This is a genomic window from Microvirga thermotolerans, from assembly GCF_009363855.1.
GTDB classification, from domain to species: domain Bacteria; phylum Pseudomonadota; class Alphaproteobacteria; order Rhizobiales; family Beijerinckiaceae; genus Microvirga; species Microvirga thermotolerans.
Genome location: NZ_CP045423.1, coordinates 1,349,512 through 1,373,677, shown reverse-complemented (window position 1 = coordinate 1,373,677; position 24,166 = coordinate 1,349,512). Strand labels below are relative to the sequence as shown.

Below are 24,166 nucleotides of genomic sequence, written 5' to 3'. Positions count from 1 at the left end.
AGAGCATATTCTCCCGGCGACCTCAATGGCCAAGCCGGCCGCTCAAGCCCGCGCCTCAGGCCCAGCGATGGCTGCGGCCCTGGATGACCAGGATCTTGCCCTGCCAGATGTCGATGCTCGCCGCGTGCCGGGTGGAGACGCCGCAGGCGACCGCCAGGAAGGCGCGGGCGACGCCCCCGTGGGCGACGAGGGCGGTGTCCCGGGTCAGGTCGTCGAGGATCGGGCGCACCCGCTCGGCGAGCATGGCATAGCTTTCGCCGCCGGGCGGGACGTAGTTCCACTTGTCCCGCTCGCGCAGGGCGGCAAGCTGAGGCTCCCTCTGGCGGACCTCCTTCCAGGTCAGCCCTTCCCACGCGCCGAACGTGAGCTCGATCAGGCGCTCGTCGAGCCGGTAATAATCGGGATAGAGGCCCATGGCGGCGCGCATCCGCTCCATGGTCTCGCGGGTCCGGAGCATCGGGCTCGCCACGTAGTCGAGATCCTCGGCCCGCGGCACGAGGGCCTGGAGGCGGCGGCCCGCCTCCTCGGCCTGCACCCGGCCGACGTCGTTGAGGGGAATGTCCCGCTGTCCCTGGAGCCGCCCTTCGACGTTCCAGTCGGTCTCGCCGTGGCGGATGAAGTAGATCGTAGGTCGGCCGGCGGTCACGATCAGTCTTTGTCGAGCGACAGGTCGGGTGCCTCGGGGTTCTTCATGCCGACCACGTGATAGCCCGCATCCACGTGCAGGATCTCGCCGGTCATGCCGCGGGCCATGTCGGAGACGAGATAGGCCGCCGTATCGCCAACCTCCTCGATGGTGACCGTGCGGCGGAGCGGCGAGTTGTACTCGTTCCACTTCAGGATGTAGCGGAAATCGCCGATGCCGGAAGCGGCGAGCGTCTTGATCGGGCCGGCGGAGATCGCGTTGACGCGGATGTTCTGCGGGCCGAGATCGGCCGCGAGATAGCGCACCGACGCCTCCAGCGCCGCCTTGGCGACGCCCATCACGTTGTAGTGGGGCATCCACTTCTCGGCGCCGTAATAGGTGAGCGTGAGGAGGGAGCCCCCGTCCTTCATCAGCTTCTCGGCGCGCTGGGCGATGGCCGTGAAGGAGTAGCAGGAGATGAGGAGCGACTTGGAGAAGTTGCCCTCGCTCGTGTCCACGTAGCGGCCGGTGAGCTCGTCCTTGTCGGAGAAAGCGATGCAGTGGACCACGAAGTCGAGGGAGCCCCAGAGCTTCCCCACCTCGTCGAAGACCGCGTCGATGGTCGCGCCGTCCGTGACGTCGCAATGGCCGACGACGGCCGCGTCCAGCTCCTTCGCGAGGGGCTCGACCCGCTTCTTCAGGGCCTCGCCCTGATAGGTCAAGGCCAGCTCGGCTCCGTGCTTGCGGGCAGCCTGCGCGATGCCCCAGGCGATGGACCGGTTATTCGCAACCCCCATGATCAAGCCGCGCTTTCCGGCCAGGATGCCGGGCGCCGTTGTCTCTGCCATGTTTCACCTTAAACCGTCGCTGGACCGTCGGAACAAAGGCCTCTTTAGCCGACAGCGTGGCCAGGGGGAAGAGACCTCGCGCCCTTCCCCAGGCAAATCGGCCGAGAGCCGAAAAGCCTCAGCGCGCCTTCGCGGAGCGGCGCTTGCGGGCGTATTCCATCAGGTCCTCGTCCACGACCTCCGGCAGCTTGATCTCGACGGTGACGAGGAGGTCGCCGTTGCCGTTCTTGCCGGGAAGGCCCTTGCCCCGCAGGCGGAGGGTGCGGCCCGAATTGGTCAGGGGCGGGATCGCCATCTCCACGGCTCCGGTCAGGGTCGGCACGCGGATGGTGCCGCCCAGGACCGCCTCCTCGATCTCGATGGGCAGGCGCAGGCGCAGGTTGGAGCCCTCGGGAGTGAAGCGCTCGTGCGGGGCGATGCGGATGGTCAGAAGGGCGTCGCCGGGATCGGCGCCCGGGGCGCCCTGGCCGAGACCGCGCAGGCGGATCACCTGGCCGTCGGCGACGCCCTTCGGGATCACCACGTCCACGTCCCGGCCGGTGGGCAGCCTGATGCGCTTCTTGGCCTCGTTCGCGGCCTCCTCGAGAGTCACCGTGAGGGTGGCCTTCACGTCCTCGCCCTTCTGCGGCGCGCGGGCGCGGGTGCGCCGCCCGCCCTCGGAGGCGGAGCGGAAGGCCTCGCCGAAGAGCTGGGAGAAGATGTCGTCCTCCGCGTCGCCGCCGGGCGCCCGCCGCCGGCCGCCGAAGGGGCCGCCGCCGGAGAAGCCGAAGTTGAAGCCTGCGAAATCCTCGCCCCGGGCGCCGCCGCCCCGGCCCGCGCCGAAGCCCTCGAAGCCCTGGAAGCGCGGCTTGCCCTCCGCGTCGATCTCGCCCCGGTCGAACTGGGCGCGCTTCTGCGCGTCGCCGAGGATCTCGTAGGCGGCGTTCACCTCCGCGAACTTGTCCTTGGCCTTCGGATCGTTCGCGTTGCGGTCCGGATGATAGGTCTTCGCCAGCTTGCGGAAGGCCTTCTTGATATCCGCTTCGCTCGCGGTGCGGGGCACGCCGAGAATGTCGTAGGGGTTACGCATCGTGAAATCCATCAGCCGTCGATTGGGGGCAGTCGGAAGCGGGGGAGAAGCAGCCGTCCGCCCCACCGGCTCTCAAGGACCATATGGGAAAGTGTTGCCCGTTTGCAACGGCTGCGCCCGCCCCACTGACAGCGCCCGCCCGCCGAAGCCGGCCGTCACGCCCTTCCCCCGGCCTTCTCGGGGTTCCGATCCTGGACCTTCTCGGCGCTCTTCGCCTTCGCCGGCTTCAATTCCCTGATGGCCCATTCGCCGCCCGAGGGGCGGCAGGCGGTGCCGTCGAGGGTGGCGGCCGTCGGACCGCTGAGATGGGCCACGAAGGAGCGGCAGATCTCGTCGTTCTTCACGAAGGGCGGGCCCGAGGGCGAGAAGCTGCCCTTGCGGGCCGTGTCCGGGTTGTCCCAGGAGACCTGGGTGCCCGCCCCCTGCGGGTCGAGGGCGACGGCGAGCGCGGCCTTGGCGCGGCGCCAGTCCTCCTCGTTGAGGTCGGGCGAGAGGGGGGAGACCGCCTTCGGCGAAATGGAGCCGGTGGCCGCCGGCTCCTCCTCCTGGTAGCCGACGATCCCGTAGGTGAAGCTGCAGGCACCGGTGGAGAGGGCGATCAGGGCAGCGGCCGCGATCTTCACCGCTTCGCGCAGGGCGGCATCTGATCTATAACGGCGCGCATCGGCCCTCATCCGGCGTCGGTCCCCCGCAACGAATTGGTCACACACCAGGATAAAGCCTTGAATCAGTTAACAAGCGGTGACTTCACCGAAGTCGACGAGCCCTGGGCCCTTTTCTCCGCCTGGATGGAGGAGGCGACCCGCTCGGAGCCGAACGATCCCAACGCCATGGCGCTGGCGACCGTGGATTCGGAGGGGATGCCGAACGTGCGGATGGTCCTGCTCAAGGGCTTCGACGAGAACGGCTTCGTCTTCTACACCAACACCGAGTCCAACAAGGGCCGCGAACTCCTCGGCCAGAGGAAGGCGGCCCTCGTGCTCCACTGGAAGAGCCTGCGGCGCCAGGTGCGGGCGCGCGGCCCGGTGACGACGGTGAGCGACGAGGAGGCCGACGCCTATTTCCGGAGCCGCCCGCGCGACAGCCGCATCGGCGCCTGGGCGAGCCAGCAGTCCCGCCCCCTGGAGAGCCGCTTCGCCCTGGAGAAGGCGGTCGCCGTGAACGCCGCGAAATACGCCGTCGGCGAGGTGCCCCGCCCGCCCTACTGGACCGGCTTCCGCATCGCCCCGGTCTCCATCGAGTTCTGGCAGGACCGGCCCTTCCGCCTGCACGACCGGGCGCTCTTCACCCGCGAAGGCGAGGGCTGGCGCAGGACGCGGCTCTACCCCTGATCCGGCGCCCCGGGCCGGTCACTGCTCCGAGAGATCGAGGTCGGGCGTGTATTCGGCGCCCTCGACCTCCTTCACGATCGCCTGGCCGCAGATGACCCGCTTCTTGTCCTCGTCATAGGTCAGCGTCGGGGGGCCGTAGAGCTGCCAACCGCTGTTCAGGGCGGCCGTGACCCGGTGGCAGAACGTGGCGTCGTCCGGGCCCGTCAGGTAGCGGTAGAGCTGCATCGGGTTTCATCCTTGTGCATGCGTGCCGGGATGCGGATCCCTCAGCTCGCGTCGACGATCCTGGCGATCCTGCCGCCCTCGAGTTCGAAATAGCTCGCGCCCGCGAAGCGCAGCGCCTGCCCCGCCTTCCAGCCGTTGGGGAGATCCGCTCCGACCACGGCGCTGTAGTCGACCTCGATCGTCACCCGGTTTCCGACCGCGATGCAGCCCTTCACCTCCTGCCTGCGCTCTCGAAAGGCCGCGGCGCCCATGCGGGCGAGTTCCGCGAACGCATCGATGCCGTTCGTCTCGGCATTCACCGCGCCCGACGCGATGTTCTGGAAAGGCACGTTCTCCGTCAGGCATCTCAGCATCCCGTCGACGTCCTTCGCGTCGTAGGCGTCGACATAGGCCCTGACCGGCGCCGGAACCTGCATCGGCTTTCCCTCCCGGAGCTTGGAATCGGCGAAGCCCCCCCGACCGCGCCATGTGATGCCATCGCAACGGGCATCCGGCAATGCCGGAGCGGCAGCCCATGGACCTGGGACCTCCCACGCGCTAGGTTCCGCGCCCCGTTCCAACAGGACGCCCGAGCCGCCCATGCCCACGACGCCCCAGAATTCCCGCCGCATCATGCTGCTGACCGGCGCCAGCCGCGGCATCGGGCATGCCACCGTGAAACGCTTCTCGGCAGCCGGCTGGCGGGTCATCACCTGCTCGCGCCACGCCTTCCCGGAGAACTGCCCCTGGGAGATGGGGCCGGAGGACCATCTGCAGGTCGACCTCGCCGACGCGGACGACACGCGCCGCGCCATCGCGGAGGTGAAAGGGCGGCTCGCGGCGGAAGGCGGCGTGCTGCACGCCCTCGTCAACAATGCGGGCATCTCCCCGAAGGGACCGGGCGGGGCGCGCATGGGCTCCCTCGACACGAGCTACGAGGACTGGGTGCGCGTGTTCCAGGTGAACTTCTTCGCCTCGATCATGCTGGCCCGCGGCCTGGTGGACGAGCTGACGAAGGCCAGGGGCTCGGTCGTGAACGTCACGTCCATCGCGGGCTCCCGGGTCCATCCCTTCGCGGGCGCGGCCTATGCCACCTCCAAGGCGGCCCTCGCCGCCCTGACCCGGGAGATGGCGGCGGATTTCGGCCCGTTGGGGGTGCGGGTCAACGCCATCTCCCCCGGCGAGATCGACACCTCCATCCTGTCGCCCGGCACGGAGAAGATCGTCGAGCAGATCCCGATGCGCCGCCTCGGCACGCCCGACGAGGTGGCGAAGGCCATCTACTTCCTGTGCACCGACGCCTCGTCCTACGTGAACGGGGCGGAGCTCCACATCAACGGCGGGCAGCACGTCTGACCGCGGGCCGTCCTCCGCGGAGGGAATTGCCGGAATCCGGGAACCTTTCCCGGAAAGCGCCATCCAATCGACCGTGCCGGGCCTTCCGCCCGGATCGAGAGAGGATGACGCCATGCTTTTCCGTTTCGCCGTCGCCGCCGGGCTCGCGGCGCTCGCCATGCCCGCCCTTGCCGCCGACCAGGTCGAGAAGGCGCCTCCGGCCGGGTCCTACAAGAAGGTGAGCGAGCTCGTGAAGCTGCCCGATTTCCTGCCCGGGCTGGGCCAGCTCTACGTGGATCCCAAGACCCTGCCCGCCGGTCCCTTCCTGGCCTACGACCGTGACGGCCGGCTCGTCAGCACGGTCTACATGCTCCCCATCGAGGACCTGTCGAACAAGGACAAGCGCTTCGACGACCTCGCCGCACCGGGCGGCCGGGTCGATCACGTGGACGTCTACTTCAACGCCGGCCATCCCGGCGTCGAGAAGCCGCACGCCCATGTGATCCTGTGGCACGTGTCCAAGACCGACGAAGGGCGGGTGGCGAAATGACGCCGACCCGACGCGGCATCCTGGGCCTCGGCGCGGCAGCCCTCGCCGCGCCCTTCCTCGCCGGAAGGGCCGGAGCCGCCGCGCCGCCTCCGGTCGAGATCCTCATGCGCGGCAACGCGGACGGATCCCAGGTCTGGTTCGACCCGGTCGGGATCCTCGTCCGGCCGGGACAGGCCGTCCGCTGGGTCAACCGCGATCCGGGAAACTCCCACACCGCGACCGCCTACCATCCGGCCAACCTGGACCATCCCCTGCGGATCCCGGCAGCCGCCGCGCCCTGGAACTCGGACTACCTGCTGCCCGACGAGGATTTCTCGGTCGCCCTCACGGTGGAAGGGACCTACGATTATTTCTGCGTTCCCCATGAACATGCCGGAATGGTCGGGAGAATCGTCGTGGGCCATCCGGGGGCGGCTCCGCCCGGCGGGACGGCGGCGCTTCCCGAGGAGGCGGCGCGCGCCTTCCCCGCGGTCGAGGAGATCCTGCGGCGCGGCATCGTCCGGCGGGCGTGAGCGAGGCCGCGGTTGCGGACCGAGCGGCGGCCGGGAATCTCCGGGCCGCCGCCCTATCTAGAAACGGCGAGGGAGCCTGTCATGGGAAGCACGGCGACGGCCGAACCGGATCTGCGCAGCCTGGGCGACATTGCGCTGGTGGAGCGTGCGCGCCACGGCGACGGGGACGCCTTCCGCGAGATCATGCAGCGGCACAACCGCCGCCTCTACCGGGTCGCCCGCAGCGTCCTGGGAGACGAGGCGGAGGCCGAGGACGTGGTGCAGGAGGCCTATGTCCGCGCCTTCGCCCACCTCGACGGATTCCGGGGCGAGGCGCGCCTCTCCACCTGGCTGACGCGGATCGCGCTCAACGAGGCGCTCGGCCGGGTCCGGCAGAGGCGCCCGACCGTCGGGGTGGAGCACATCGACCGGATTGAGGAACGGGGAGAGGCCCGCATCATCGTCCTGCCGACGGCCCAGAAGGACGGCGACCCGGAAACGGCGGCGGCGCGCGCGGAGATCCGGCGCCTTCTGGAGCGGGCCGTGGACCGGCTGCCTGACCCGTTCCGCGTCGTCTTCGTGCTGCGGGACATCGAGGAGATGAGCGTCGAGGAGACCGCCGCGCAGCTCGGCCTGCGCCCGGAGACCGTGAAGACGAGGCTCCACCGCGCCCGGCGCCTCCTGCGGGAGGCCCTCGACCGGACGCTCTCCTCCGCGCTCGCGGACACATTCCCGTTTGCCGGGGCCCGCTGCGCGCGGATCACGGAGGCGGTCCTGCGGCGGATCGGTCTCGCGTCTTCGCCGCAGGCGTGAGCGGGTCCTACGCGGCCTCGGCCGGCCACGGCCCCACGTAGCGCGACTGGGGCCGGATGATGCGTCCGGCCTTCGCCTGCTCCACCGCGTGCGCCACCCAGCCCGCCGTCCGGCCCGCGCCGAAGAGGGGCGTGAAACCCTCGCGGGGGACGCCCAGGGCTTCCAGCAGCAGGGCGGTGTAGAATTCCACGTTGGTGTCGAGCCGCCGCCCCGGCTTGCGGCGCGCCAGGACCTTCAGGGCGGCCGCTTCCACGGCCTCCGCGAAGGCGATCCGGTTGTCCCGGCCCTTGAGGCGGGACACGGCCCCCTTCAGCACGTCCGCCCGCGGGTCGCGGACCCGGTAGACCCTGTGGCCGAAGCCCATCAGGCGCTCGTTGCGGGCGATCGCCGCGTCGAGCCATTCCTCCGCCCGGTCCGCGCCGCCGATGGAATCGAGCATGTCGAGCACCGGCCCGGGCGCGCCGCCGTGCAGGGGCCCCTTCAGGGCGCACAGCCCCGCGACCACCGCCGAGAGCAGGCCCGCCTCCGTCGAGGCGACGACCCGCGCCGTGAAGGTCGAGGCGTTGAGGCCGTGATCGAGAATGGTGACGAGATAGGTGTCGAGCGCCTTCGCCTCGGACGCATCGACCGGTCCGCCGCGCAGCATGCGCAGGAGGTCGGCCGCGTGGCCCGCCTCCGGATCGGGAGCGACGGGCGGCAGGCCCTGCGCTCCGCGCACCGCCATGGCGGCCGCGACCGCCGCGGCGCCGACGGCGAGGGCCGCCTGCGCGGGCTCCGCGTCCGGCAAGGCTGCGAGCAGGAGGCGCATCCCCTCCACGGGAGCGAGGCCGCGCAGATGGGGCGCGAGCGGGGACAGGAGCCGGAAGGCCCGCTCCCGCCCGCGGCCGATGGCGGCGCGGGGATCGCCGTCGAGGGAAACGAGTCCTTCCCAGAGCAGGGCGACCGCATCCTCGTAGGCGATGCGGCCCGCCAGTTCCTCCAGGTCGCGCCCGCGGACGATCAGGCGGCCCGCCTCGCCGTCCACGTGGCTGAGAACGGTTTCGGCGGCAATGACATCGTCGAGTCCGGTGGTCATGAGGCATCTCCTTTTCGGGGGGAGCTTCGCGCCGGGATTGCGGAAGGGTCAATCTTGAATCAACATATCAACCTATGGACCGTCCCTCCCTCGACCTCACCTCCGCCGGCGATGCGGCCGGGCGCCTCGGCATCAGTCGGGCGAGCCTCTATGCCTATGTGAGCCGGGGGCTGATCCGCTCCTTCGCTTCGCCTCACGACCCACGCCAGAGGCTCTACGCCCTCGACGACGTGGAGGCGCTGGCGGAGCGCAAGGCACGGTTCCGCCGTCCCGCCGTGGCGGCTGCCACGGCCCTGGACTGGGGCCTTCCCGTCCTGGAGACGAGCATCGCCCGGATCAAGGACGGACGCCTCTTCTACCGGGAGCGGGACGCCGTCGCCCTGGCGCGGACCGCGACCCTGGAGGAGACGGCCCTGCTCCTGATCGGCGGCCTCGACCCTCAGGCCTTCGATTCGCCCTCCCCGCTCGTGAAGGATCTCGCGAAGGACCTGCCGGGCCCTGCCTTCGGGCCCCATGCCTTCGTCGCCCAGGCGATCCGCCTCCTGTCCGCGCCGGCGCCGAAGGAAACCCGCGCGGCGGAGGTGGCGACGATCCTGCGCCTCGTGGCGGCGGCGGGAAGCGGGGCCGATCCCGGCACGGAGCCGATCCACCGGCATCTCGCCGCGGCCTGGGGCGCTCCGCGCGCCTGCGAGCCGATCCGCCGGGCGCTGGTGCTCAGCGCCGATCACGAGCTCAGCTCCTCCGCCTTCGCCGTGCGGGTCACCGCCTCCACGGGCGCGACCCTGCGCAACGCGGTCATCGCCGGGCTCGCCGCCCTGAGCGGCCCGCACCACGGCGGCATGATCGAGCGGGTCAGGCACTTCCTCGAGGCGCCGCGGACCTCGCCCGCCCCGGGCTTCAGGCACCGGCTCTACCCGGACGGGGACCCCCGCGCGCAGGCGCTCCTGGAGGACGCTCCCCTCCTCGCCTCGGACGCGACCACCCTGCGCGCCGTGGAAAGCGCGACGGGGGAACGGCCCAGCATCGACATGGCGCTCGCGATGATGGAGCGCGCCTACGGCCTTCCCGCCGGCGCAGCCTTCGTGCTGTTCGCGGTGGGGCGGACCGCCGGATGGCTCGCCCACGCCATCGAGCAGCGCGGCCAGGCCACCCTGATCCGCCCCCGGGCCCGCTACGTGCTGGCGGAGGAGGAGGGCCGGGACCCATGACCGAATCCCGCCTCTACCCGACGCGCCCCGTCCTCGCCGCCTCCGTCGCCGTGCTGCGGGAGGGGCGGGTGCTCCTGGCGGCCCGCGGCAGGCCGCCCGCCGAGGGTCTCTTCTCCCTGCCCGGCGGCCGGGTGGAGATCGGCGAGACCCTGGCCGAGGCGGCCCTGCGGGAACTTCGCGAGGAGGTCGGGGTTGAGGCCAAGCTGCTCGGCCCGATCGCGCCCGTCGAATTCATTGAACGGGATGCGGAAGGCCGTGTAAGACACCATGTCGTCATCGCCGCCCACGCAGCGCGCTGGGTTTCCGGCGAGCCTCGGACAGGCCCCGAAGCAAAGGAAATCCGTTGGGTCACGGAACGGGACATCGTCGGTCTGCCCATGACGCCGGGCCTGGAAGCCGTGCTGGAGCGGGCCTTCGCCCTCGGGCGCCTGGAGGCGGAGCCATGAGGCGCGGCCTCGCGGCCGGAGCGATCCTCCTCGCCGCGATGGAGCCCGCGGGCGCGCAGAGCTTCTTCGAGCGCCTGTTCGGCGTTCCGCCGCAGCCCCAGCCGCAGGTGCCCGCGCCCCAGTACCGGCCCGCGCCGCGGCGCGCGCCCGCGCAGCCGCAGCCTCAGCCCCAGCGCCCCTCCGCTCCCAAGGAGAAGGAGCAGAAGGCGGAACCCGCGCCGCCGGTGGAGCCGCCCCCCGCCCCCTACGAGAAGGAGCTCCTGCGCCTCGCCGAGATCATGGGTTCGCTCGCCCTCCTGCGGCCGCTCTGCGCCGCGCCGGACGGCCCCGAGTGGCAGGCCCGCATGCAGGCCCTGCTCGATGCGGAGGGAACCACCCCCGGGCGGCGCGAGCGGCTCGCGGGCGCCTACAACAAGGGCTACCAGGCCTATGCCCTGACCTACCGGATCTGCACCGCCTCGGCCCAGGAGGCCTCGAACCGCTACCTCCGGGAGGGAGAGACCCTCGCGCGGACCATCTCCAGCCGGTACGGCGGGTGATTTATCCACATTTTTCGGTGAATGCCCTCTCGCGTTAACCTCTTCGCAAGGAGAAGGTGGCGGTGGGCCGGCGCGCTCACTACATTCGGGTCAACCGAACACGCGCCGCCCCGCGATGGGGCCTGGATCATGAACGACAACGACGTCCTTCTCCCCGACCTGCCGGAACTCAGCGCCATCAAGCAGGCCGCCCTGAGCTACGTGACCGAAGCTTTCGCCGAGGCCGAGCTCGACGGCCTTGACGGCGACTGCATGGCGCAGGCCGCCCTTTTCGCGGCCTTCGCGGAGCTCGTCGCGACCTATGGCGAGGAGGCGGTGGCCGAGTACGCCGCCGGGCTGCCGGACAAGATCCGCAGCGGCGGCTTCTCCATGGCGCTGAAGCACTGAAGACCCGGCGCCTGCCCGCATGCTTATCCTCACCGGTCGCCCCTGACTTTCCGGAACGCATCGCCGGTCCGCGGGCCGGACCTCGCGGAAACCCGAGCGCAGGGTGCTTGACCCGGCGCGCGATTTGCGGAAGATCGCCCGCATGATCGCGACCCTGCCCTTCGCCTTTTCCTATTACCGGCCCTCCCCATAGGAGCGGCACGGGTCGATCGATTTCGTCGAAATGGTGCCGCCGCTCGGCGGCGTTTTCATTTCAGCGGTGCCCTGCGGCGGACGAAGCCTCCGAGAACCGCATGAGCACGCAGCCATTAGTCCCCTCCCCCTCCTGCCTGTCCCTCGAGCATGCCGGCCCGCCGGCGCGACGGCGCAGCCTCGCCCTTGTCGGCGTCGGCGCCTTCGGCGAGTTCTGCATTCCGCATCTGCGACCGTTCTTCGACATCCGCATCCACGACACCCGCCGCGACCTTCGCGCGGTCTGCGCCCGGTGGGACGTCGAGGCCGTGGATCTCGCCACCGCCGCCGGGCAGGACATCGTGGTCCTCGCCGTGCCGCTGGGCAGCCTTCGCGCCGTCGCGCGGGCGATGGCGGCGCATCTGCGCCCCGGCGCCCTCGTGATCGACGTGTGCTCCGTGAAGACCGAGCCTCTCGCGATCCTGCGGGAGGAGCTTCCCGCAACGGTCCATGCGGTGGGCACCCATCCCCTCTTCGGGCCGCAGAGCGGCCGCGACGGAATCGCGGGGCTTCGCATCGCGGTCTGTGCCGGGGAATCGGCACGGAGCCTGAGCGTCGCCCGTTTCCTGCGCCGCCGCCTCCGCCTCGACGTGATCCGCACCGGCGCCGACGAGCACGACCGGCAGATGGCCTACGTGCAGGGTCTCACCCATCTCCTCGGCCGCGTGACGGCGGCGATGCAGCTGCCGCGCCTCGACCTGACGACGGCATCGTTCAATCACCTCCAGCGCATGGTGGAGATGGTCCGGCACGACACGGACGAGCTCTTCCGCACCATCGTGCTCGACAACCCCTACGGCCCGGAGGTGATGCGCGCCTTCGCGGAAGCCGCGCGCGAGGTGCTGAAGCCGGTGAGCCTGCCGCCGAACCGCACGACGTGAGTGCTCGCCCCGCCGTGACGCCGCAGCGATGCTCCTCCTTCTCCGCCCGGGGCCGAAACCGCAATGCCGCGCGGACGGGCCCTACCCGCCCAGCGTCTCCTCGAAGCGCACGGCGTCGCCCTGCGACGGCGCCGCCAGGTCGCCGTCCCACATCACCACGTTGCCGCGCACGACCGTGCCGATGGGCCAGCCCGTGACCGTGACGCCGTCATAGGGCGTCCAGCCGCATTTCGAGGCGATCCAGCCGTTGGTGATCGTCTCGCGGCGCTTGAGGTCGACCACGGTGAAATCCGCATCGTAGCCCACGGCGATGCGGCCCTTGCGGGCAATCCCGAACAGGCGCTTGGGACCGGCGCTGGTCATGTCGACGAAGCGCTCGAGCGTGAGACGGCTCGCATTGACGTGATCGAGCATGATGGGAACGAGGGTCTGCACGCCGGTCATGCCCGAGGGCGTGTTCGGATAGGTCCTGTCCTTCTCCTCGCGCGTATGCGGCGCGTGATCGGAGCCGAGGATGTCGGCGATGCCCTCGTCCAGGCCCTGCCAGAGGGCCGCGCGGTGGAATTCGTCGCGCACGGGCGGGTTCATCTGCACATAGGTTCCGAGACGCTCGTAGGCGTCCGGGGCGACGAGGGTGAGATGGTGCGGCGTCACCTCCACCGAGACGCGGTCCTTGCAGTCCCTCAGGAGCGCCATCTCCTCCGCCGTGGTGACGTGGAGGACGTGGATCCGGGCGCCGGTCTCCTGCGCGATGCGCACCAGCCGCCGGGTGCAGGCGAGCGCCACCTCGGCCGAGCGCCACACGGGATGGGAGCGCGGGTCGCCCTCGACCCGCAGGTCCTTACGGGCCCGCAGCATGGCCTCGTCCTCGGAATGGAAGGCGGCGCGGCGGCGGGTGCGGCGCAGGATCTCGGCGATGCCCTCGTCGTCCTCGACGAGGAGCGAGCCGGTGGAGGAGCCCATGAACACCTTGATTCCGGCAGCGCCCGGAAGGCGCTCGAGCTCCGCCACGTGCCGGGCGTTCTCGTGCGTGCCGCCGACCCAGAAGGCGAAGTCGCAGTGCATCCGCCCGCGGGCGCGGGCGATCTTGTCCGCCAGCGCCTCGGGCGTCGTGGTCTGCGGGTCGGTGTTGGGCATCTCGAACACGGCCGTGACGCCGCCCATCACAGCGGCGCGGGAGCCGGATTCCAGGTCCTCCTTGTGGTCGAGCCCCGGCTCGCGGAAATGCACCTGGGTGTCGATGACCCCGGGCAGGATGTGCAGCCCCGTGCAGTCGACCGTCCGCCCCGCCGAGGCCCGCGACAGGTCGCCGATCGCCGCGATGGTGCCGTCCCGGACGCCCACGTCGCGCTCCGCGCGCCCGTCGTGGTTCACGACGGTGCCGCCCTTGAGAATCAGGTCGAAGGTCTGGGGCATGGGCTTTCATCCCTTGAGGCTGGTGCCGACCGGGCATATGTCACGCTTCTCGCGAGAGCAACAGGACAAGATCGCCGGAGTCGCACATGCCGTCAGCGCATCTCCCCGACAGGGGCGTGGTCAAGGTTTCGGGGGAGGACGCCAGGACCTTCCTCGACGGCCTCCTCACCTGCGACATGGACCGCGTCTCCCCGCGGCGGGCGCGGCTCGGGGCGCTGCTGACGCCGCAGGGCAAGATCCTGTTCGACTTCATCGTCTTCGAGGCGCCGCAGGAGATCGGCGGCGGCTATTTCCTCGACGTGACGAAGGTCTTCGCCCCCGACCTCGCCAAGCGCCTCGCCTTCTACCGGCTCCGGGCCAGGGTCCTCATCGAGGACAAGTCGGACGCCCTCGCCGTGGTGGCCGGGTGGGACGCGCCGCCGCCCGCGGACGAGGCGGGCCTGATCTGCGAGGATCCGCGCCTTCCCGCCCTGGGCTGGCGGGGCGTCGTGGCGGCCGAGGACGCGGCGGAATTCGCGACGGTGCCGCCGGAGGACTACCACGCCCGCCGCATCGCCCTCGGCGTGCCAGAGGGCGGGCGGGACTTCCTGTTCGGCGAGGCCTTCCCCCACGAGGCCCTCATGGACCAGCTCCACGGGGTGGATTTCGACAAGGGCTGCTATGTGGGCCAGGAGGTCGTCTCCCGCATGCAGCACCGGGGCACGGCGCGGACCCGAATCGTCCCCGCGGTCTACGAGGGCGGCTTCGCCGCGGAGGCCGGGGCCGAGGTGACGGCCGGGGAGAAGCTCCTCGGCAAGGCGGGCACGGGCGCGCGGGGGCGCGGCCTCCTCATGATCCGCCTCGACAGGGCGGCGGAAGCCCTCGCCGCAGGCGAGACGATCAGGGCCGGCGGGATCCCCGTCACCCTGGACAAGCCGGACTGGATCGGCTTTCCTTTCCCCGGCGGAGCCGATGAGCGGATTTGAGCCATCGGCCGGGGCGCAGGAACGCTTGCTTCACGATCGCGTTACCTTTCGACTGAACCCTGCGCGTCGAGAAGACAGATGGACTGGTAGCGGGATCGGACGGCCTCGATGAACTCTATAACGAAAGAACGGGTCGCAGCGCGGGACGAGGGGCAGCTGCAGCTTCTTCTCGCGTCCATCACGGACTACGCCATCTACATGCTCAACGCGGACGGCTTCATCGTGAGCTGGAACACCGGGGCGCAGCGCTTCAAGGGCTATACCGAGGACGAGATCATCGGCGAGCACTTCTCCCGCTTCTACACGGAGGAGGACCGCGCGACGGGGCTGCCCGCCCGCGCCCTGCGCACCGCGCGCGAGCAGGGCAAGTTCGAGGGCGAGGGCTGGCGGGTGCGCAAGGACGGCACCCGATTCTGGGCCCATGTGGTCATCGACGCCATCCGCGCCGCCGACGGCACCATCCTCGGCTTCGCCAAGATCACGCGGGACGTCTCCGAGCGGAAGAAAGCCGAGGACGCGCTCAGGCTGAGCGAGCAGCGGTTCCGGATGCTCGTGAAGGGCGTGACCGACTACGCCATCTACATGCTCGACCCGGACGGCTTCATCACCAACTGGAACGCCGGGGCGCAGCGCTTCAAGGGCTACAACGAGGACGAAGTCATCGGCGAGCACTTCTCCCGCTTCTACACGGAGGAGGACCGCGCGACGGGGCTGCCCGCCCGCGCCCTGCGCACCGCGCGCGAGCAGGGCAAGTTCGAGGGCGAGGGCTGGCGGGTGCGCAAGGACGGCACCCGCTTCTGGGCCCATGTGGTTCTCGACGCCATCCACGACGACACGGGAACCCTGATCGGCTTCGCCAAGATCACCCGCGACATCACCGAGCGCAAGAAGGCGCAGGAGGCCCTCGCCCAGGCGCGGGAGGCCCTGTTCCAGTCGCAGAAGATGGAGGCGGTCGGCCAGCTCACGGGCGGCATCGCCCACGACTTCAACAATCTCCTGACCATCATCGTCAACAACCTGGACCTGCTCACCCGGAGCGCCCGCGACCCGCGCGACATTCGTCTCATCGAAAGCGCGCAGCGCGCCGCCGACCGGGGCGCCAAGCTCACGCAGCAGCTGCTCGCGTTCTCCCGCCGGCAGCCGCTGCAGCCCGAGATCAACAACCCGAACAACCTCGTCAGGGGGTTCGAGCCCGTGCTGCGCCGGGCCTGCGGCGAGACCGTCGACTTCCAGATCGTCCTCGACCCGCGCCTCCGTGCGGCGAGCATCGACGGCCCGCAGTTCGAGACGGCCCTGCTCAACCTCGTCATCAATGCCCGCGACGCGATGACCGACGGCGGCTCCTTGAGGATCCAGACCCGGAACGTCGTCATTCGAGAAGAGGACGGCCAGAGAAAACAGATGAAGCCGGGCGACTATGTGGAGATCTCCGTGTCGGACACGGGATCCGGCATGGCGCCCGAGGACGCCGCCCGCGCCTTCGAACCCTTCTTCACCACGAAGGAGGTCGGCAAGGGCACGGGCCTCGGCCTGTCCATGGTCTACGGCTTCGTGAAGCAGTCGGGGGGCCATATCGAGATCGACACCGCGCTCGGGAAAGGCACGACGGTCGTCATGCTGCTTCCCGCCCAGGAGAGCGACGAGGAGCGGCAGGAAGAGACGACGGACGAACGGGAGATCAGAGAGACCGCCGGCACCGTCCTGATCGTCGAGGACGAGCCGGAGGTGCTCGAGATCGCGAGCGAGATCTTCGACAGCCTCGGCTACGAGGTCCTGACCGCCACGGACGCGATCGCGGCTCTCGACGTGCTGAAGGGGGATGCGCATATCGACGTCCTGTTCTCGGACGTGGTCATGCCGCGGGGCATGAGCGGCCTCGAACTTGCCAAGGAGACCCGGCGCCTGCGGCCGGACGTGAAGATCCTGCTGGCGTCCGGCTATCCCGTCTCCACCCTCCCGACGCAGGGGCTGCCGGAAGGAGCCTCCTTCATCAGCAAGCCCTATCGCTGGACCGAACTCGCCGACAAGCTGCGCGGCCTCCGCGCGAAAGGCTGAAAGCCGGCCGAGGCGAAATACCGCTCCATCGTCGCGCGTGATGGAGCGCCTTAGAGAAAATTGATTGGTCGGCGGCCTCTCCTCCCGTCTATGACATTGGCGGACGAGGAGGGTGTGACATGTATCGGCCGCCGCATTTCCGCGAGGACCGCCTGGACGTCCAGCATCGGTTCATCCGCGCCCATCCGCTCGGCATGCTCGTGACGGCGGGGCGCTCGGGCCTTCTCGCCAATCCGGTTCCCTTTCTTCTCGATGCGGCCGCTTCGCCCTACGGGATGCTCAAGGCCCATCTGGCGCGGGCGAACCCGCAATGGCAGGACGTGGAATCCGGCGCGGAGGTCCTGGCGATCTTCCAGGGCGCGGAGGCCTACGTCACGCCCTCGTGGTACGAGGCCAAGCGCGAGACCGGAAAGGTCGTGCCGACCTGGAACTACGCCGTGGTCCAGGCCTACGGGCGGCTGACCGTGTTCGACGATCCCGGCTGGATCCGGGACCAGGTCGCCGCCCTCACCGCCCAGCAGGAGGCGCCCTTCCCCGCCCCCTGGGCCGTGGGCGACGCGCCGGAGGACTTCATCTCCGCACAGATCAGGGGAATCGTCGGCATCGCCATCGAGATCACGCGGATCGAGGGCAAGTGGAAGGTGAGCCAGAACAGGTCCGAGGCCGACCGGCAGGGCGTCGCGGAGGGCCTGCGCGGCCAGGCCGGCGCCGCCGCGCAGGCCATGGCGGAGCTGGTGGACGCGAAAGGTCCGAAGCCCTGACGACGGGTGCAAGGAAGCCCTTCCCGTTCCGTCCCGGCGAAGCTAAACCATTTCCATGACCGACGGATTGATCCTCCACGCCGACCGCAAGACCCGCTGCTGGTGGCCCGGCACCGACCCGCTCTACGTGACCTACCACGACACGGAATGGGGCGTTCCCGAGTTCGACGACCGGGCCCTGTTCGAGAAGCTCATCCTCGACGGGTTCCAGGCGGGCCTGTCCTGGATCACGATTCTGCGCAAGCGCGAGAACTTCCGCCGCGCCTTCGCGGGCTTCGACCCCGCCGTGATCGCGCGGTTCGACGAGGCGCAGGTCGAGGCGCTGATGCTCGACCCCGGGATCGTGCGCAACCGCGCCAAGATCGAAAGCACCGTCGCGAGCGCCCGCGCCTGGCTCGCGATCCAGGAGCGCGGCGGGTTCTCGCGGTTCCTGTGGGATTTCGTCGACGGGCGGCCGATCCAGAACAACCTGCGCAGCCGCGCCGACGTGCGCCCGGAGACCGACGTGTCGCGCCGCATCTCCAAGGCGCTGAAGGCGGAAGGGTTCAACTTCGTCGGGCCCACCATCGTCTATGCCTTCATGCAGGCGGTCGGCATGGTGAACGACCATCTCACCGGCTGCTTCCGCCATGCGGAATGCGCGGCGCTCGCCGGGAAGCGCTGATGGCGAAGGAGCCCCGCGTCTGGCAGCGCATGCTCTCCGGCAGGCGCCTCGACCTGCTCGACCCCTCCCCCCTCGACGTGGAGCTCGACGACATCGCCCATGGCCTCGCCCGCGTGGCGCGCTGGAACGGGCAGACGGAAGGCTCCCACATCTTCTCCGTGGCCCAGCACAGCCTGCTGGTGGCGACGATCGCCGAGCATCTCGACCCCGACCTGTCGCGATCCGCGCGGCTGGCGGTGCTGCTCCACGACGCGCCGGAATACGTGATCGGCGACATCATCTCGCCGTTCAAGACGGTGATCGGCGACGCCTACAAATCCGTCGAGAGCCGGCTCCTCGCCGCCATCCACGTCCATTTCGGACTTCCCGCCGAGCCGCCCGCCCCCCTCAAGCGCTTCATCAAGCGCGCCGACCGGCAGGCCGCCTTCCTGGAGGCGACGCGCCTTGCCGGGTTCGCGCGGGAGGAGGCGGTCCGGATCTTCGGCAGGCCCGAGCCGATGCCCCGTGCGGTCGAGCCCTTCCTCGACCCCTGGCCCGTGGCCGAAGCGGAGGAGCGCTATCGCGAGCAGGTCCTGGCCTGCACGGCCACGCCGCCGCGATGACGCCCGCAAGGAGCCCTATGATCGCCCCGAACCCGAAGCGACGAATCCGCGACGAGATCCCATCATGCCGACCCTTCATGTCTGTCCCCTCTCCCGCCTGCACGATACCGTCGCCGAGACCCGCGCGAGCCATGTGGTGACGCTCATCAACGTAGGCTCGGCGGTGGAGCGCCCGCCCGCCATCGCGCCGGACCGCCACCTGTTCATCGGCGTCAGCGACATCGTGGAGCCGATGGACGGCCACATCCTCCCGGGGGCGGAGCACATCGAGCGGCTCCTCTCCTTCGTCCGGGCATGGGAGCGGGAGAGCCCCCTCGTCTTCCACTGCTGGGCCGGGATCAGCCGCTCGACGGCCGCCGCCTTCATCTCCGCCTGCGCGCTCGCGCCGGAGCGGGACGAGGCGGACATCGCAGGGGCCCTGCGCCGGGCCTCCCCCACCGCGACGCCCAACGCCCGCTTCGTCGCCCTCGCCGACGACATCCTGGGGCGGCGGGGCCGCATGGTGGACGCCGTCCGCGTCATCGGCCGCGGGGCGGAGGCTATGGAGGGCACACCCTTCATGTTACAGCTTAGCAGGGACTAGCCGATTCCGCCGTCCGCAGCGTCGCTGTCCCGGGAAACGAACCCGAGGGACGCGCCTTGGACGACATCGAGGTCCTGCTTCTCGTTCTCCTCGCGCTGGCCTTCCCCGTCAGCGCCGTCGCCGGGCTCGTGCTGGCGATCAGGGCACGGCGCAGCATCGCGCTCCTGACGCTCCGCCTCGAGCGGCTCGAGGACGCCCTCCGCGCGGGGAGCGTCCCTGTCGTCTCCCCGGCACCGGCCGCGCCGTCCGCCGCTCCCGAGCAGGAAGAGGCAGGGCCGGAACCCGCCCCCAGGGAACCCGAGCCTCCGGAGCCGGAAGCCCCTCGCGCGTCGGTTCCCGGCATCGCCGCGGCTCCGCCCGTCGCCCCGTCTTCCGGCGGGCGCGACCTCGAAGCGAGGCTCGGCACCCGCTGGGCGGTCTGGGTCGGCGGGCTCGCCCTGGCGCTCGGCGGCCTCTTCCTCGTGCGCTATTCCATCGAGCAGGGTCTCCTGAGCCCCATGACCCGCATCCTCCTCGGCGGGCTCTTCGCCCTCGGCCTCGCCGGCGCGGGCGAATGGCTGCGGCGCCGCGAGGGGGCCGTGTCCCTGCCCGGCTTCGCCGCCGCCCACGTGCCGAGCATCCTCACCGCCGCGGGAACCTGCACCGCCTTCGCCTCGGCCTATGCGGCCTACGCCCTCTACGACCTCATCGGGCCCGGTACGACCTTCGTCCTGCTGGGCATCGTCGCGGTGCTGGCGATGGTCGCGGCGACCCTCCACGGCCCCGCCCTCGCCGCGCTCGGCCTCCTCGGCGCCATGGGAAGTCCGCTCCTCGTGTCCTCCGAGGAGCCGCAGCCCTGGGCGCTTACGATCTATCTCGCCTTCGCGGTCCTGCCTGCCTATGGCGTCGCCTGGCTCCGGCTGTGGCGCTGGCTGGCTCTCGCCGGAACCGTCGGCGCCCTCCTCTGGGCGCTGCCGATCCTCTGGATCGGCGGCTCAGACGTGCTTCCGGCCATGGCGCATCTGGCGGTGCAGACGGCCCTCGCCGCCTTTCTCCTGGGGGGCGACCCCCGTCGCGAAGTGTCGGACGGGCCTCACGCCATAGACTGGCCGGAAAGCCTCGTGCTTCTTGCCTTCGCCCTGGCCGCCACGGTCGTCGCGAGCGCCGTCGCCGCGGGAGAGGGCCGTCCGGTCTTCGTCGGCACGGTCGCCCTGACCCTCCTTGCCGCCGGGCTGCGCATCCCCCAACGATCTCCCGCCGCTGCCTGGGCCGCGCTGGCCTGCGTGGGAGCCCTGACGGTCTGGCCGATCGGGACCCTGCTCGGCCGGAGCCCGGAGAACCTCTTCTACCAGTCGGGTGACGCCTTTGCCGTGCGCCCCGACGCCCTGGGCACGTATCTCGCCTTCGCCGCCGTTTCGACCCCGGCGATCGCGGTCGCCTCCCTGCTGCGGCTCGCCCGCTCGCGGGGCCTGCGCCTGCCCGTGGCCGCCTGGTATGCGGGCGCGGCGGGGGCGGGGCCCCTGCTGGCCCTGGTCGCGGCCTATTGGCGCGTGGCGGAGTTCGAGCGCAGCCTGTCCTTCGCCGTGGTCGCAGGCGTCCTCGCCCTGGTCTTCACCCTGGCCTCGCAATGGCTCGTCCGGGGCGGACGGACGGAGGAGGATGCCGCCGTCCGCCTCGGCCTCGGCGCGACCGCCTCGGCGGCGCTGGGGGCCATCGCCCTCGGCCTGACCTTCGCGCTCGAAAAAGGCATGCTCACCGTCGCCTTCGCCCTTTCGGCCCTCGCAACCGCCTGGGTGGCGAACCGTGTCGCGATTCCCGCCCTGCGCTACGCGACAGGCGCCATCGGCCTCGTGGTCCTCGGGCGGCTGGCCTGGAATCCCACCATCGTCGGGGGCGATCCCGGCCCGGTCCTGGCGAACTGGCTGCTCTGGGGCTACGGGATCCCGGCCGCCGCCTTCTTCCTGGCAAGCCGCCTTCTGGAGCGGACGGGGCGCGACGCGGTCGTCCGGCTTGCGGAAAGCCTCGCCATCGTCTTCGCGGCCTTCCTCGTCTTCTTCGAGATCCGTCACGCCCTGAACGGGGGCGATCCCCTGTCCGCCCGTTTCGGGCTTCTGGAGGCAGGCCTCGTCGCGACCGAAAGCCTCGCCTTCGCCCTGCTCCTGACCCGGCTCGACCTCGCCCGGTCCGATCCGGTCTACCGGTGGGGCTCCCTCGCCTTCAAGGCGGTCTCGGTCCTGCTGACGGCGGGCGGGCTGCTGGCGGCCCACAACCCGCTCCTGACGGGCGAGCCGGTGCCGGGAGGCGCCTTCCTCAACGCCCTCCTCCCGGCCTATCTCCTGCCCGCCGCCCTGTCCCTTGCGCTCGCGCGCCAGGAGCGGAGAGCCCGTCCGGCCGCCTTTGCCTGGATTTCCGCCATTCTCGGCCTCCTGCTCCTGACCGCCTTTGCGGGCCTCCAGATCCGGCGAATCGTCCAGGGACCGGGGCTCGGGTTCTGGCTCGGTTTCGGCCAGGGCGAGCAATGGGCCTATTCGGTGACGCTCCTCGGCATGGGCATCCTGCTCCTCGGCGCGGGGCTGTGGCGCGACAATCGCTTTGCCCGCCTCGCCTCGGCGGTATATCTTGTGCTCGCCGTCCTGAAGGTGTTCATCGTCGATCTGGCCAATCTGGAAGGCGTCATGCGGGCCCTGTCCTTCATCGGCCTCGGCCTTGTTCTCATCGGCATCGGTCTCGTTTATCAGAGGCTTTTCGCGCAACGGCCGGCCGATGCGGCGGCCACGCGGTAGAAACGGACGGAGGACGGAATTTTGGCGGATGGCGGCATGAGCGACACCACTTCCATCAAGGCGCTCCCCTTCGAGAAGGCCCTGGCCGAGCTCGAGGAGATCGTGCGGCGGCTCGAGCGGGGCGATGTTCCGCTGGAGGATTCCATCGCGATCTACGAGCGTGGCGAGGCCCTGAAGAAGCACTGCGAGCAGCTTCTCAAGAAGGCCGAGGCCCGCATCGAGAAGATCACCATCGGTCCCGACGGCCAGGCTTCCGGCAGGACGCCCCTCGACGTGGACGAATAGGCTCCGGACCGGGCGGTCGGACGGGAGCGTCAAACGGCCCGGTTTGACCCATTCCCTCCGGCACACTATCTGCCAGTGAACGTTTTCCGAGAACGCCTCCGCGAGAGAGAGACTTTGTCCACTCCCCTGCTCGACACCATCAAGACCCCCGACGACCTGCGGCGGCTCTCCGAACACCAGCTCAGGCAGGTGGCGGACGAGCTGCGCAGCGAGACCATCAGCGCGGTCTCGGTCACGGGCGGGCACCTGGGCGCGGGCCTCGGCGTGGTCGAGCTGACGGTGGCGCTTCACTACGTGTTCGACACCCCGCGCGACCGGCTGATCTGGGACGTGGGACACCAGGCCTATCCGCACAAGATCCTCACCGGGCGGCGCGACCGCATCCGGACCCTGCGCCAGGCGGGCGGCCTGTCGGGCTTCACCAAGCGGGCCGAGAGCGAATACGATCCCTTCGGCGCCGCCCATTCCTCCACCTCCATCTCGGCAGGCCTCGGCATGGCCGTGGCGCGCGACCTGGACGGGCGGAAGAACAACGTCATCGCGGTGATCGGCGACGGCGCCATGTCGGCGGGCATGGCCTACGAGGCGATGAACAACGCGGGCGCCATGCATTCGCGCCTCATCGTCATCCTCAACGACAACGACATGTCCATCGCCCCGCCCACGGGCGCGATGCGGTCCTATCTCGCGCGGCTCGTCTCCGGCGGCACCTATCGCGGCATCCGCGAGACGGCGAAGCAGCTCGCGAAGCGGCTGCCGAAGTTCTTCTACGACAAGGCCGCCAAGGCCGAGGAGTTCGCCCGCGGGTTCTGGACCGGCGGCACCATGTTCGAGGAGCTGGGCTTCTACTACGTGGGTCCCATCGACGGGCACAACCTCGACCATCTCCTGCCGATCCTGAAGAACGTGCGGGATTCGGAGACCGGCCCCATCCTCGTCCACGTGGTCACGCAGAAGGGCAAGGGCTACGCCCCGGCCGAGGCCGCGGCCGACAAGTATCACGGCGTCGTCACCTTCGACGTGGTGACGGGCGCGCAGGCCAAGGCGAAGGCCAACGCGCCCTCCTACACCAAGGTGTTCGGCGAGAGCCTGATCAAGGAGGCGGCGAAGGACGACAAGATCGTCGCCATCACCGCCGCCATGCCCACCGGAACGGGGGTCGATCTCTTCGGAAGGGAGTATCCCGCGCGCACCTTCGACGTGGGCATCGCCGAGCAGCACGCGGTCACCTTCGCGGCCGGCATGGCCACGGAGGGCTACAAGCCGTTCTGCGCCATCTACTCCACCTTCCTCCAGCGCGCCTACGACCAGGTGGTGCACGACGTCGCGCTGCAGAACCTGCCGGTGCGCTTCGCCCTCGACCGGGCGGGCCTCGTGGGCGCCGACGGGCCGACCCACGCGGGCTCCTTCGACATCGCCTTCCTGGGCTGCGTGCCCAACATGACGATCATGGCCGCGGCCGACGAGGCCGAGCTGGTCCATATGGTCGCGACCGCCGCAGCTCATGACAGCGGCCCCATCGCCTTCCGCTACCCGCGCGGCGAGGGCGTCGGCGTGGACCTGCCGGAGGTCGGCCGGCCCCTGCCCATCGGCAAGGGCCGCATCGTCAAGGAAGGCAGCCGCATCGCGATCCTCTCCCTCGGGACGCGGCTCGCGGAGGCGCTGAAGGCGGCGGAGGAGCTCGACTCGCGCGGGCTTTCCACCACCGTCGCCGACGCGCGCTTCGCCAAGCCCCTGGACGAGGACCTCATCCTCCGTCTCGCCCGCGAGCACGAGGTGCTCATCACCGTCGAGGAGGGCTCCATCGGCGGCTTCGGCTCCTTCGTGCTCCAGCTCCTCGCGGAGAAGGGCGCCCTCGACCGTGGCGGCCTCAAGGTCCGCGCCATGGTCCTTCCCGACATCTACATCGATCACGACAAGCCCGAGCGCATGTATGCCAAGGCAGGCCTGGATGCGGCGGGCATCGTGGCCAAAGTGTTCGAAGCCCTGGGCCGGGAGGCCGTCGTCCGGGCACGGGCCTGACCGTCCGCGCCGCGAGCC

General features: G+C 70.4%; 27 protein-coding genes. 19 read left to right on the top strand and 8 right to left on the bottom strand.

Translation table 11 applies throughout. The annotated features are described in order from the left end of the window. Nucleotides 1-55 precede the first annotated feature (55 nt). The 4 genes from GDR74_RS06430 to GDR74_RS06415 all read right to left on the bottom strand — a co-directional run bounded on the left by GDR74_RS06430 (nucleotide 56) and on the right by GDR74_RS06415 (nucleotide 3,216). A complete protein-coding gene (locus GDR74_RS06430) occupies nucleotides 56-646 on the bottom strand; it encodes a histidine phosphatase family protein (protein ID WP_152585531.1) in 591 nt (196 codons plus the stop codon). A gap of 2 nt (nucleotides 647-648) precedes the next feature. Continuing rightward, nucleotides 649-1,473: an enoyl-ACP reductase FabI gene (gene fabI, locus GDR74_RS06425; RefSeq protein WP_152585530.1), complete on the bottom strand. Its 825-nt coding sequence runs from the start codon at nucleotides 1,471-1,473 to the stop codon at nucleotides 649-651. A gap of 118 nt (nucleotides 1,474-1,591) precedes the next feature. After that, nucleotides 1,592-2,542, bottom strand: coding sequence for a DnaJ C-terminal domain-containing protein (locus GDR74_RS06420; RefSeq protein WP_152585529.1), 951 nt, complete (start codon nucleotides 2,540-2,542; stop codon nucleotides 1,592-1,594). Nucleotides 2,543-2,697: 155 nt separating this feature from the next. After that, complete coding sequence (locus tag GDR74_RS06415) at nucleotides 2,698-3,216, bottom strand: RT0821/Lpp0805 family surface protein (protein WP_152585528.1); 519 nt, start codon at nucleotides 3,214-3,216, stop codon at nucleotides 2,698-2,700. A 48-nt stretch (nucleotides 3,217-3,264) separates the two neighbouring features. Here GDR74_RS06415 and pdxH point away from each other — a divergent pair, with 48 nt between their 5' ends. Further along, nucleotides 3,265-3,873 carry a pyridoxamine 5'-phosphate oxidase gene (gene pdxH, locus GDR74_RS06410; RefSeq protein ID WP_152585527.1) on the top strand — a complete coding sequence of 203 codons (609 nt, stop codon included), beginning with the start codon at nucleotides 3,265-3,267 and terminating at the stop codon, nucleotides 3,871-3,873. An 18-nt stretch (nucleotides 3,874-3,891) separates the two neighbouring features. Here the strand turns inward: pdxH and GDR74_RS06405 are convergent, their stop codons facing one another. Together GDR74_RS06405 and GDR74_RS18130 are read right to left on the bottom strand one after the other, a co-directional pair. Further along, on the bottom strand, nucleotides 3,892-4,098 hold the full coding sequence (locus GDR74_RS06405; protein ID WP_152585526.1) for a DUF1737 domain-containing protein: 207 nt from the start codon (nucleotides 4,096-4,098) through the stop codon (nucleotides 3,892-3,894). A gap of 41 nt (nucleotides 4,099-4,139) precedes the next feature. Beyond that, entirely contained in the window at nucleotides 4,140-4,514 is a 375-nt protein-coding gene (locus tag GDR74_RS18130) for a nuclear transport factor 2 family protein (RefSeq protein WP_194164640.1), read from the bottom strand. 196 nt (nucleotides 4,515-4,710) lie between these two features. Here GDR74_RS18130 and GDR74_RS06395 point away from each other — a divergent pair, with 196 nt between their 5' ends. From GDR74_RS06395 to GDR74_RS06380, 4 genes are all read left to right on the top strand, one after another. Next, complete coding sequence (locus GDR74_RS06395) at nucleotides 4,711-5,433, top strand: SDR family NAD(P)-dependent oxidoreductase (RefSeq protein WP_152585524.1); 723 nt, start codon at nucleotides 4,711-4,713, stop codon at nucleotides 5,431-5,433. Nucleotides 5,434-5,545: 112 nt separating this feature from the next. After that, nucleotides 5,546-5,962, top strand: coding sequence for a DUF5602 domain-containing protein (locus tag GDR74_RS06390; RefSeq protein WP_152585523.1), 417 nt, complete (start codon nucleotides 5,546-5,548; stop codon nucleotides 5,960-5,962). Next, a complete protein-coding gene (locus tag GDR74_RS06385; RefSeq protein WP_194164639.1) occupies nucleotides 5,959-6,474 on the top strand; it encodes a plastocyanin/azurin family copper-binding protein in 516 nt (171 codons plus the stop codon). The genes GDR74_RS06390 and GDR74_RS06385 overlap by 4 nt, the downstream gene beginning before the upstream one ends. Nucleotides 6,475-6,555: 81 nt before the next feature. Beyond that, nucleotides 6,556-7,266: an RNA polymerase sigma factor gene (locus GDR74_RS06380; RefSeq protein WP_152585522.1), complete on the top strand. Its 711-nt coding sequence runs from the start codon at nucleotides 6,556-6,558 to the stop codon at nucleotides 7,264-7,266. Between the two features lie 7 nt (nucleotides 7,267-7,273). On the opposite strand, the gene GDR74_RS06375 is transcribed toward GDR74_RS06380, so the two are convergent. Further along, on the bottom strand, nucleotides 7,274-8,341 hold the full coding sequence (locus tag GDR74_RS06375) for a citrate synthase (RefSeq protein ID WP_152585521.1): 1,068 nt from the start codon (nucleotides 8,339-8,341) through the stop codon (nucleotides 7,274-7,276). A 74-nt stretch (nucleotides 8,342-8,415) separates the two neighbouring features. Between GDR74_RS06375 and GDR74_RS06370 the strand changes: the two genes are divergently transcribed. From GDR74_RS06370 to GDR74_RS06350, 5 genes are all read left to right on the top strand, one after another. Continuing rightward, nucleotides 8,416-9,549, top strand: coding sequence for a citrate synthase family protein (locus GDR74_RS06370; RefSeq protein ID WP_152585520.1), 1,134 nt, complete (start codon nucleotides 8,416-8,418; stop codon nucleotides 9,547-9,549). After that, nucleotides 9,546-9,995 (top strand): NUDIX hydrolase, encoded by a 450-nt coding sequence (locus GDR74_RS06365; RefSeq protein ID WP_152585519.1) that lies wholly within the window; start codon nucleotides 9,546-9,548, stop codon nucleotides 9,993-9,995. Before GDR74_RS06370 ends, GDR74_RS06365 begins: the two co-directional genes overlap by 4 nt. Then, nucleotides 9,992-10,534, top strand: a complete 543-nt coding sequence (locus GDR74_RS06360; RefSeq protein ID WP_246179917.1) for a TIGR02301 family protein — start codon at nucleotides 9,992-9,994, stop codon at nucleotides 10,532-10,534. Before GDR74_RS06365 ends, GDR74_RS06360 begins: the two co-directional genes overlap by 4 nt. 129 nt (nucleotides 10,535-10,663) lie before the next feature. Beyond that, nucleotides 10,664-10,921 carry a hypothetical protein gene (locus GDR74_RS06355; protein WP_152585518.1) on the top strand — a complete coding sequence of 86 codons (258 nt, stop codon included), beginning with the start codon at nucleotides 10,664-10,666 and terminating at the stop codon, nucleotides 10,919-10,921. A gap of 293 nt (nucleotides 10,922-11,214) precedes the next feature. Beyond that, entirely contained in the window at nucleotides 11,215-12,033 is an 819-nt protein-coding gene (locus tag GDR74_RS06350) for a prephenate dehydrogenase/arogenate dehydrogenase family protein (RefSeq protein WP_152585517.1), read from the top strand. A gap of 81 nt (nucleotides 12,034-12,114) precedes the next feature. On the opposite strand, the gene GDR74_RS06345 is transcribed toward GDR74_RS06350, so the two are convergent. After that, on the bottom strand, nucleotides 12,115-13,449 hold the full coding sequence (locus GDR74_RS06345) for a dihydroorotase (protein ID WP_152585516.1): 1,335 nt from the start codon (nucleotides 13,447-13,449) through the stop codon (nucleotides 12,115-12,117). 86 nt (nucleotides 13,450-13,535) lie between these two features. Between GDR74_RS06345 and ygfZ the strand changes: the two genes are divergently transcribed. The 9 genes from ygfZ (at nucleotide 13,536) to dxs (ending at nucleotide 24,148) form a co-directional block, all read left to right on the top strand. Next, a complete protein-coding gene (gene ygfZ / locus GDR74_RS06340; RefSeq protein WP_152585515.1) occupies nucleotides 13,536-14,414 on the top strand; it encodes a CAF17-like 4Fe-4S cluster assembly/insertion protein YgfZ in 879 nt (292 codons plus the stop codon). A gap of 108 nt (nucleotides 14,415-14,522) precedes the next feature. Beyond that, a complete protein-coding gene (locus tag GDR74_RS06335; RefSeq protein ID WP_152585514.1) occupies nucleotides 14,523-16,469 on the top strand; it encodes a hybrid sensor histidine kinase/response regulator in 1,947 nt (648 codons plus the stop codon). Between the two features lie 119 nt (nucleotides 16,470-16,588). Continuing rightward, entirely contained in the window at nucleotides 16,589-17,230 is a 642-nt protein-coding gene (locus tag GDR74_RS06330; protein WP_152585513.1) for an FMN-binding negative transcriptional regulator, read from the top strand. Between the two features lie 55 nt (nucleotides 17,231-17,285). Then, on the top strand, nucleotides 17,286-17,894 hold the full coding sequence (locus tag GDR74_RS06325; RefSeq protein ID WP_152585512.1) for a DNA-3-methyladenine glycosylase I: 609 nt from the start codon (nucleotides 17,286-17,288) through the stop codon (nucleotides 17,892-17,894). Beyond that, entirely contained in the window at nucleotides 17,894-18,496 is a 603-nt protein-coding gene (locus GDR74_RS06320) for a YfbR-like 5'-deoxynucleotidase (RefSeq protein WP_152585511.1), read from the top strand. Before GDR74_RS06325 ends, GDR74_RS06320 begins: the two co-directional genes overlap by 1 nt. A gap of 64 nt (nucleotides 18,497-18,560) precedes the next feature. Beyond that, a complete protein-coding gene (locus GDR74_RS06315; protein WP_152585510.1) occupies nucleotides 18,561-19,079 on the top strand; it encodes a tyrosine phosphatase family protein in 519 nt (172 codons plus the stop codon). Between the two features lie 56 nt (nucleotides 19,080-19,135). Further along, nucleotides 19,136-21,841 (top strand): DUF2339 domain-containing protein, encoded by a 2,706-nt coding sequence (locus GDR74_RS06310; protein WP_152585509.1) that lies wholly within the window; start codon nucleotides 19,136-19,138, stop codon nucleotides 21,839-21,841. Between the two features lie 36 nt (nucleotides 21,842-21,877). Further along, nucleotides 21,878-22,126 (top strand): exodeoxyribonuclease VII small subunit, encoded by a 249-nt coding sequence (locus tag GDR74_RS06305; protein WP_152585508.1) that lies wholly within the window; start codon nucleotides 21,878-21,880, stop codon nucleotides 22,124-22,126. Between the two features lie 114 nt (nucleotides 22,127-22,240). Next, nucleotides 22,241-24,148 carry a 1-deoxy-D-xylulose-5-phosphate synthase gene (dxs, locus tag GDR74_RS06300; protein WP_152585507.1) on the top strand — a complete coding sequence of 636 codons (1,908 nt, stop codon included), beginning with the start codon at nucleotides 22,241-22,243 and terminating at the stop codon, nucleotides 24,146-24,148. Nucleotides 24,149-24,166 lie beyond the last annotated feature (18 nt).

Coding starts and splice junctions, on each gene's coding strand:
- GDR74_RS06320 (WP_152585511.1), top strand. CDS start 17,894: ATGGCGAAGGAGCCCCGCGTCTGGCAGCGCATGCTCTCCGGCAGGCGC.
- GDR74_RS06385 (WP_194164639.1), top strand. CDS start 5,959: ATGACGCCGACCCGACGCGGCATCCTGGGCCTCGGCGCGGCAGCCCTC.
- GDR74_RS06335 (WP_152585514.1), top strand. CDS start 14,523: ATGAACTCTATAACGAAAGAACGGGTCGCAGCGCGGGACGAGGGGCAG.
- GDR74_RS06375 (WP_152585521.1), bottom strand. CDS start 8,341: ATGACCACCGGACTCGACGATGTCATTGCCGCCGAAACCGTTCTCAGC.
- GDR74_RS06350 (WP_152585517.1), top strand. CDS start 11,215: ATGAGCACGCAGCCATTAGTCCCCTCCCCCTCCTGCCTGTCCCTCGAG.
- ygfZ (WP_152585515.1), top strand. CDS start 13,536: ATGCCGTCAGCGCATCTCCCCGACAGGGGCGTGGTCAAGGTTTCGGGG.
- GDR74_RS18130 (WP_194164640.1), bottom strand. CDS start 4,514: ATGCAGGTTCCGGCGCCGGTCAGGGCCTATGTCGACGCCTACGACGCG.
- GDR74_RS06360 (WP_246179917.1), top strand. CDS start 9,992: ATGAGGCGCGGCCTCGCGGCCGGAGCGATCCTCCTCGCCGCGATGGAG.
- GDR74_RS06325 (WP_152585512.1), top strand. CDS start 17,286: ATGACCGACGGATTGATCCTCCACGCCGACCGCAAGACCCGCTGCTGG.
- GDR74_RS06330 (WP_152585513.1), top strand. CDS start 16,589: ATGTATCGGCCGCCGCATTTCCGCGAGGACCGCCTGGACGTCCAGCAT.
- GDR74_RS06315 (WP_152585510.1), top strand. CDS start 18,561: ATGCCGACCCTTCATGTCTGTCCCCTCTCCCGCCTGCACGATACCGTC.
- GDR74_RS06305 (WP_152585508.1), top strand. CDS start 21,878: ATGAGCGACACCACTTCCATCAAGGCGCTCCCCTTCGAGAAGGCCCTG.
- GDR74_RS06380 (WP_152585522.1), top strand. CDS start 6,556: ATGGGAAGCACGGCGACGGCCGAACCGGATCTGCGCAGCCTGGGCGAC.
- GDR74_RS06390 (WP_152585523.1), top strand. CDS start 5,546: ATGCTTTTCCGTTTCGCCGTCGCCGCCGGGCTCGCGGCGCTCGCCATG.
- GDR74_RS06415 (WP_152585528.1), bottom strand. CDS start 3,216: ATGAGGGCCGATGCGCGCCGTTATAGATCAGATGCCGCCCTGCGCGAA.
- GDR74_RS06345 (WP_152585516.1), bottom strand. CDS start 13,449: ATGCCCCAGACCTTCGACCTGATTCTCAAGGGCGGCACCGTCGTGAAC.
- GDR74_RS06395 (WP_152585524.1), top strand. CDS start 4,711: ATGCTGCTGACCGGCGCCAGCCGCGGCATCGGGCATGCCACCGTGAAA.
- GDR74_RS06370 (WP_152585520.1), top strand. CDS start 8,416: ATGGACCGTCCCTCCCTCGACCTCACCTCCGCCGGCGATGCGGCCGGG.
- GDR74_RS06420 (WP_152585529.1), bottom strand. CDS start 2,542: ATGCGTAACCCCTACGACATTCTCGGCGTGCCCCGCACCGCGAGCGAA.
- fabI (WP_152585530.1), bottom strand. CDS start 1,473: ATGGCAGAGACAACGGCGCCCGGCATCCTGGCCGGAAAGCGCGGCTTG.
- GDR74_RS06405 (WP_152585526.1), bottom strand. CDS start 4,098: ATGCAGCTCTACCGCTACCTGACGGGCCCGGACGACGCCACGTTCTGC.
- GDR74_RS06365 (WP_152585519.1), top strand. CDS start 9,546: ATGACCGAATCCCGCCTCTACCCGACGCGCCCCGTCCTCGCCGCCTCC.
- GDR74_RS06355 (WP_152585518.1), top strand. CDS start 10,664: ATGAACGACAACGACGTCCTTCTCCCCGACCTGCCGGAACTCAGCGCC.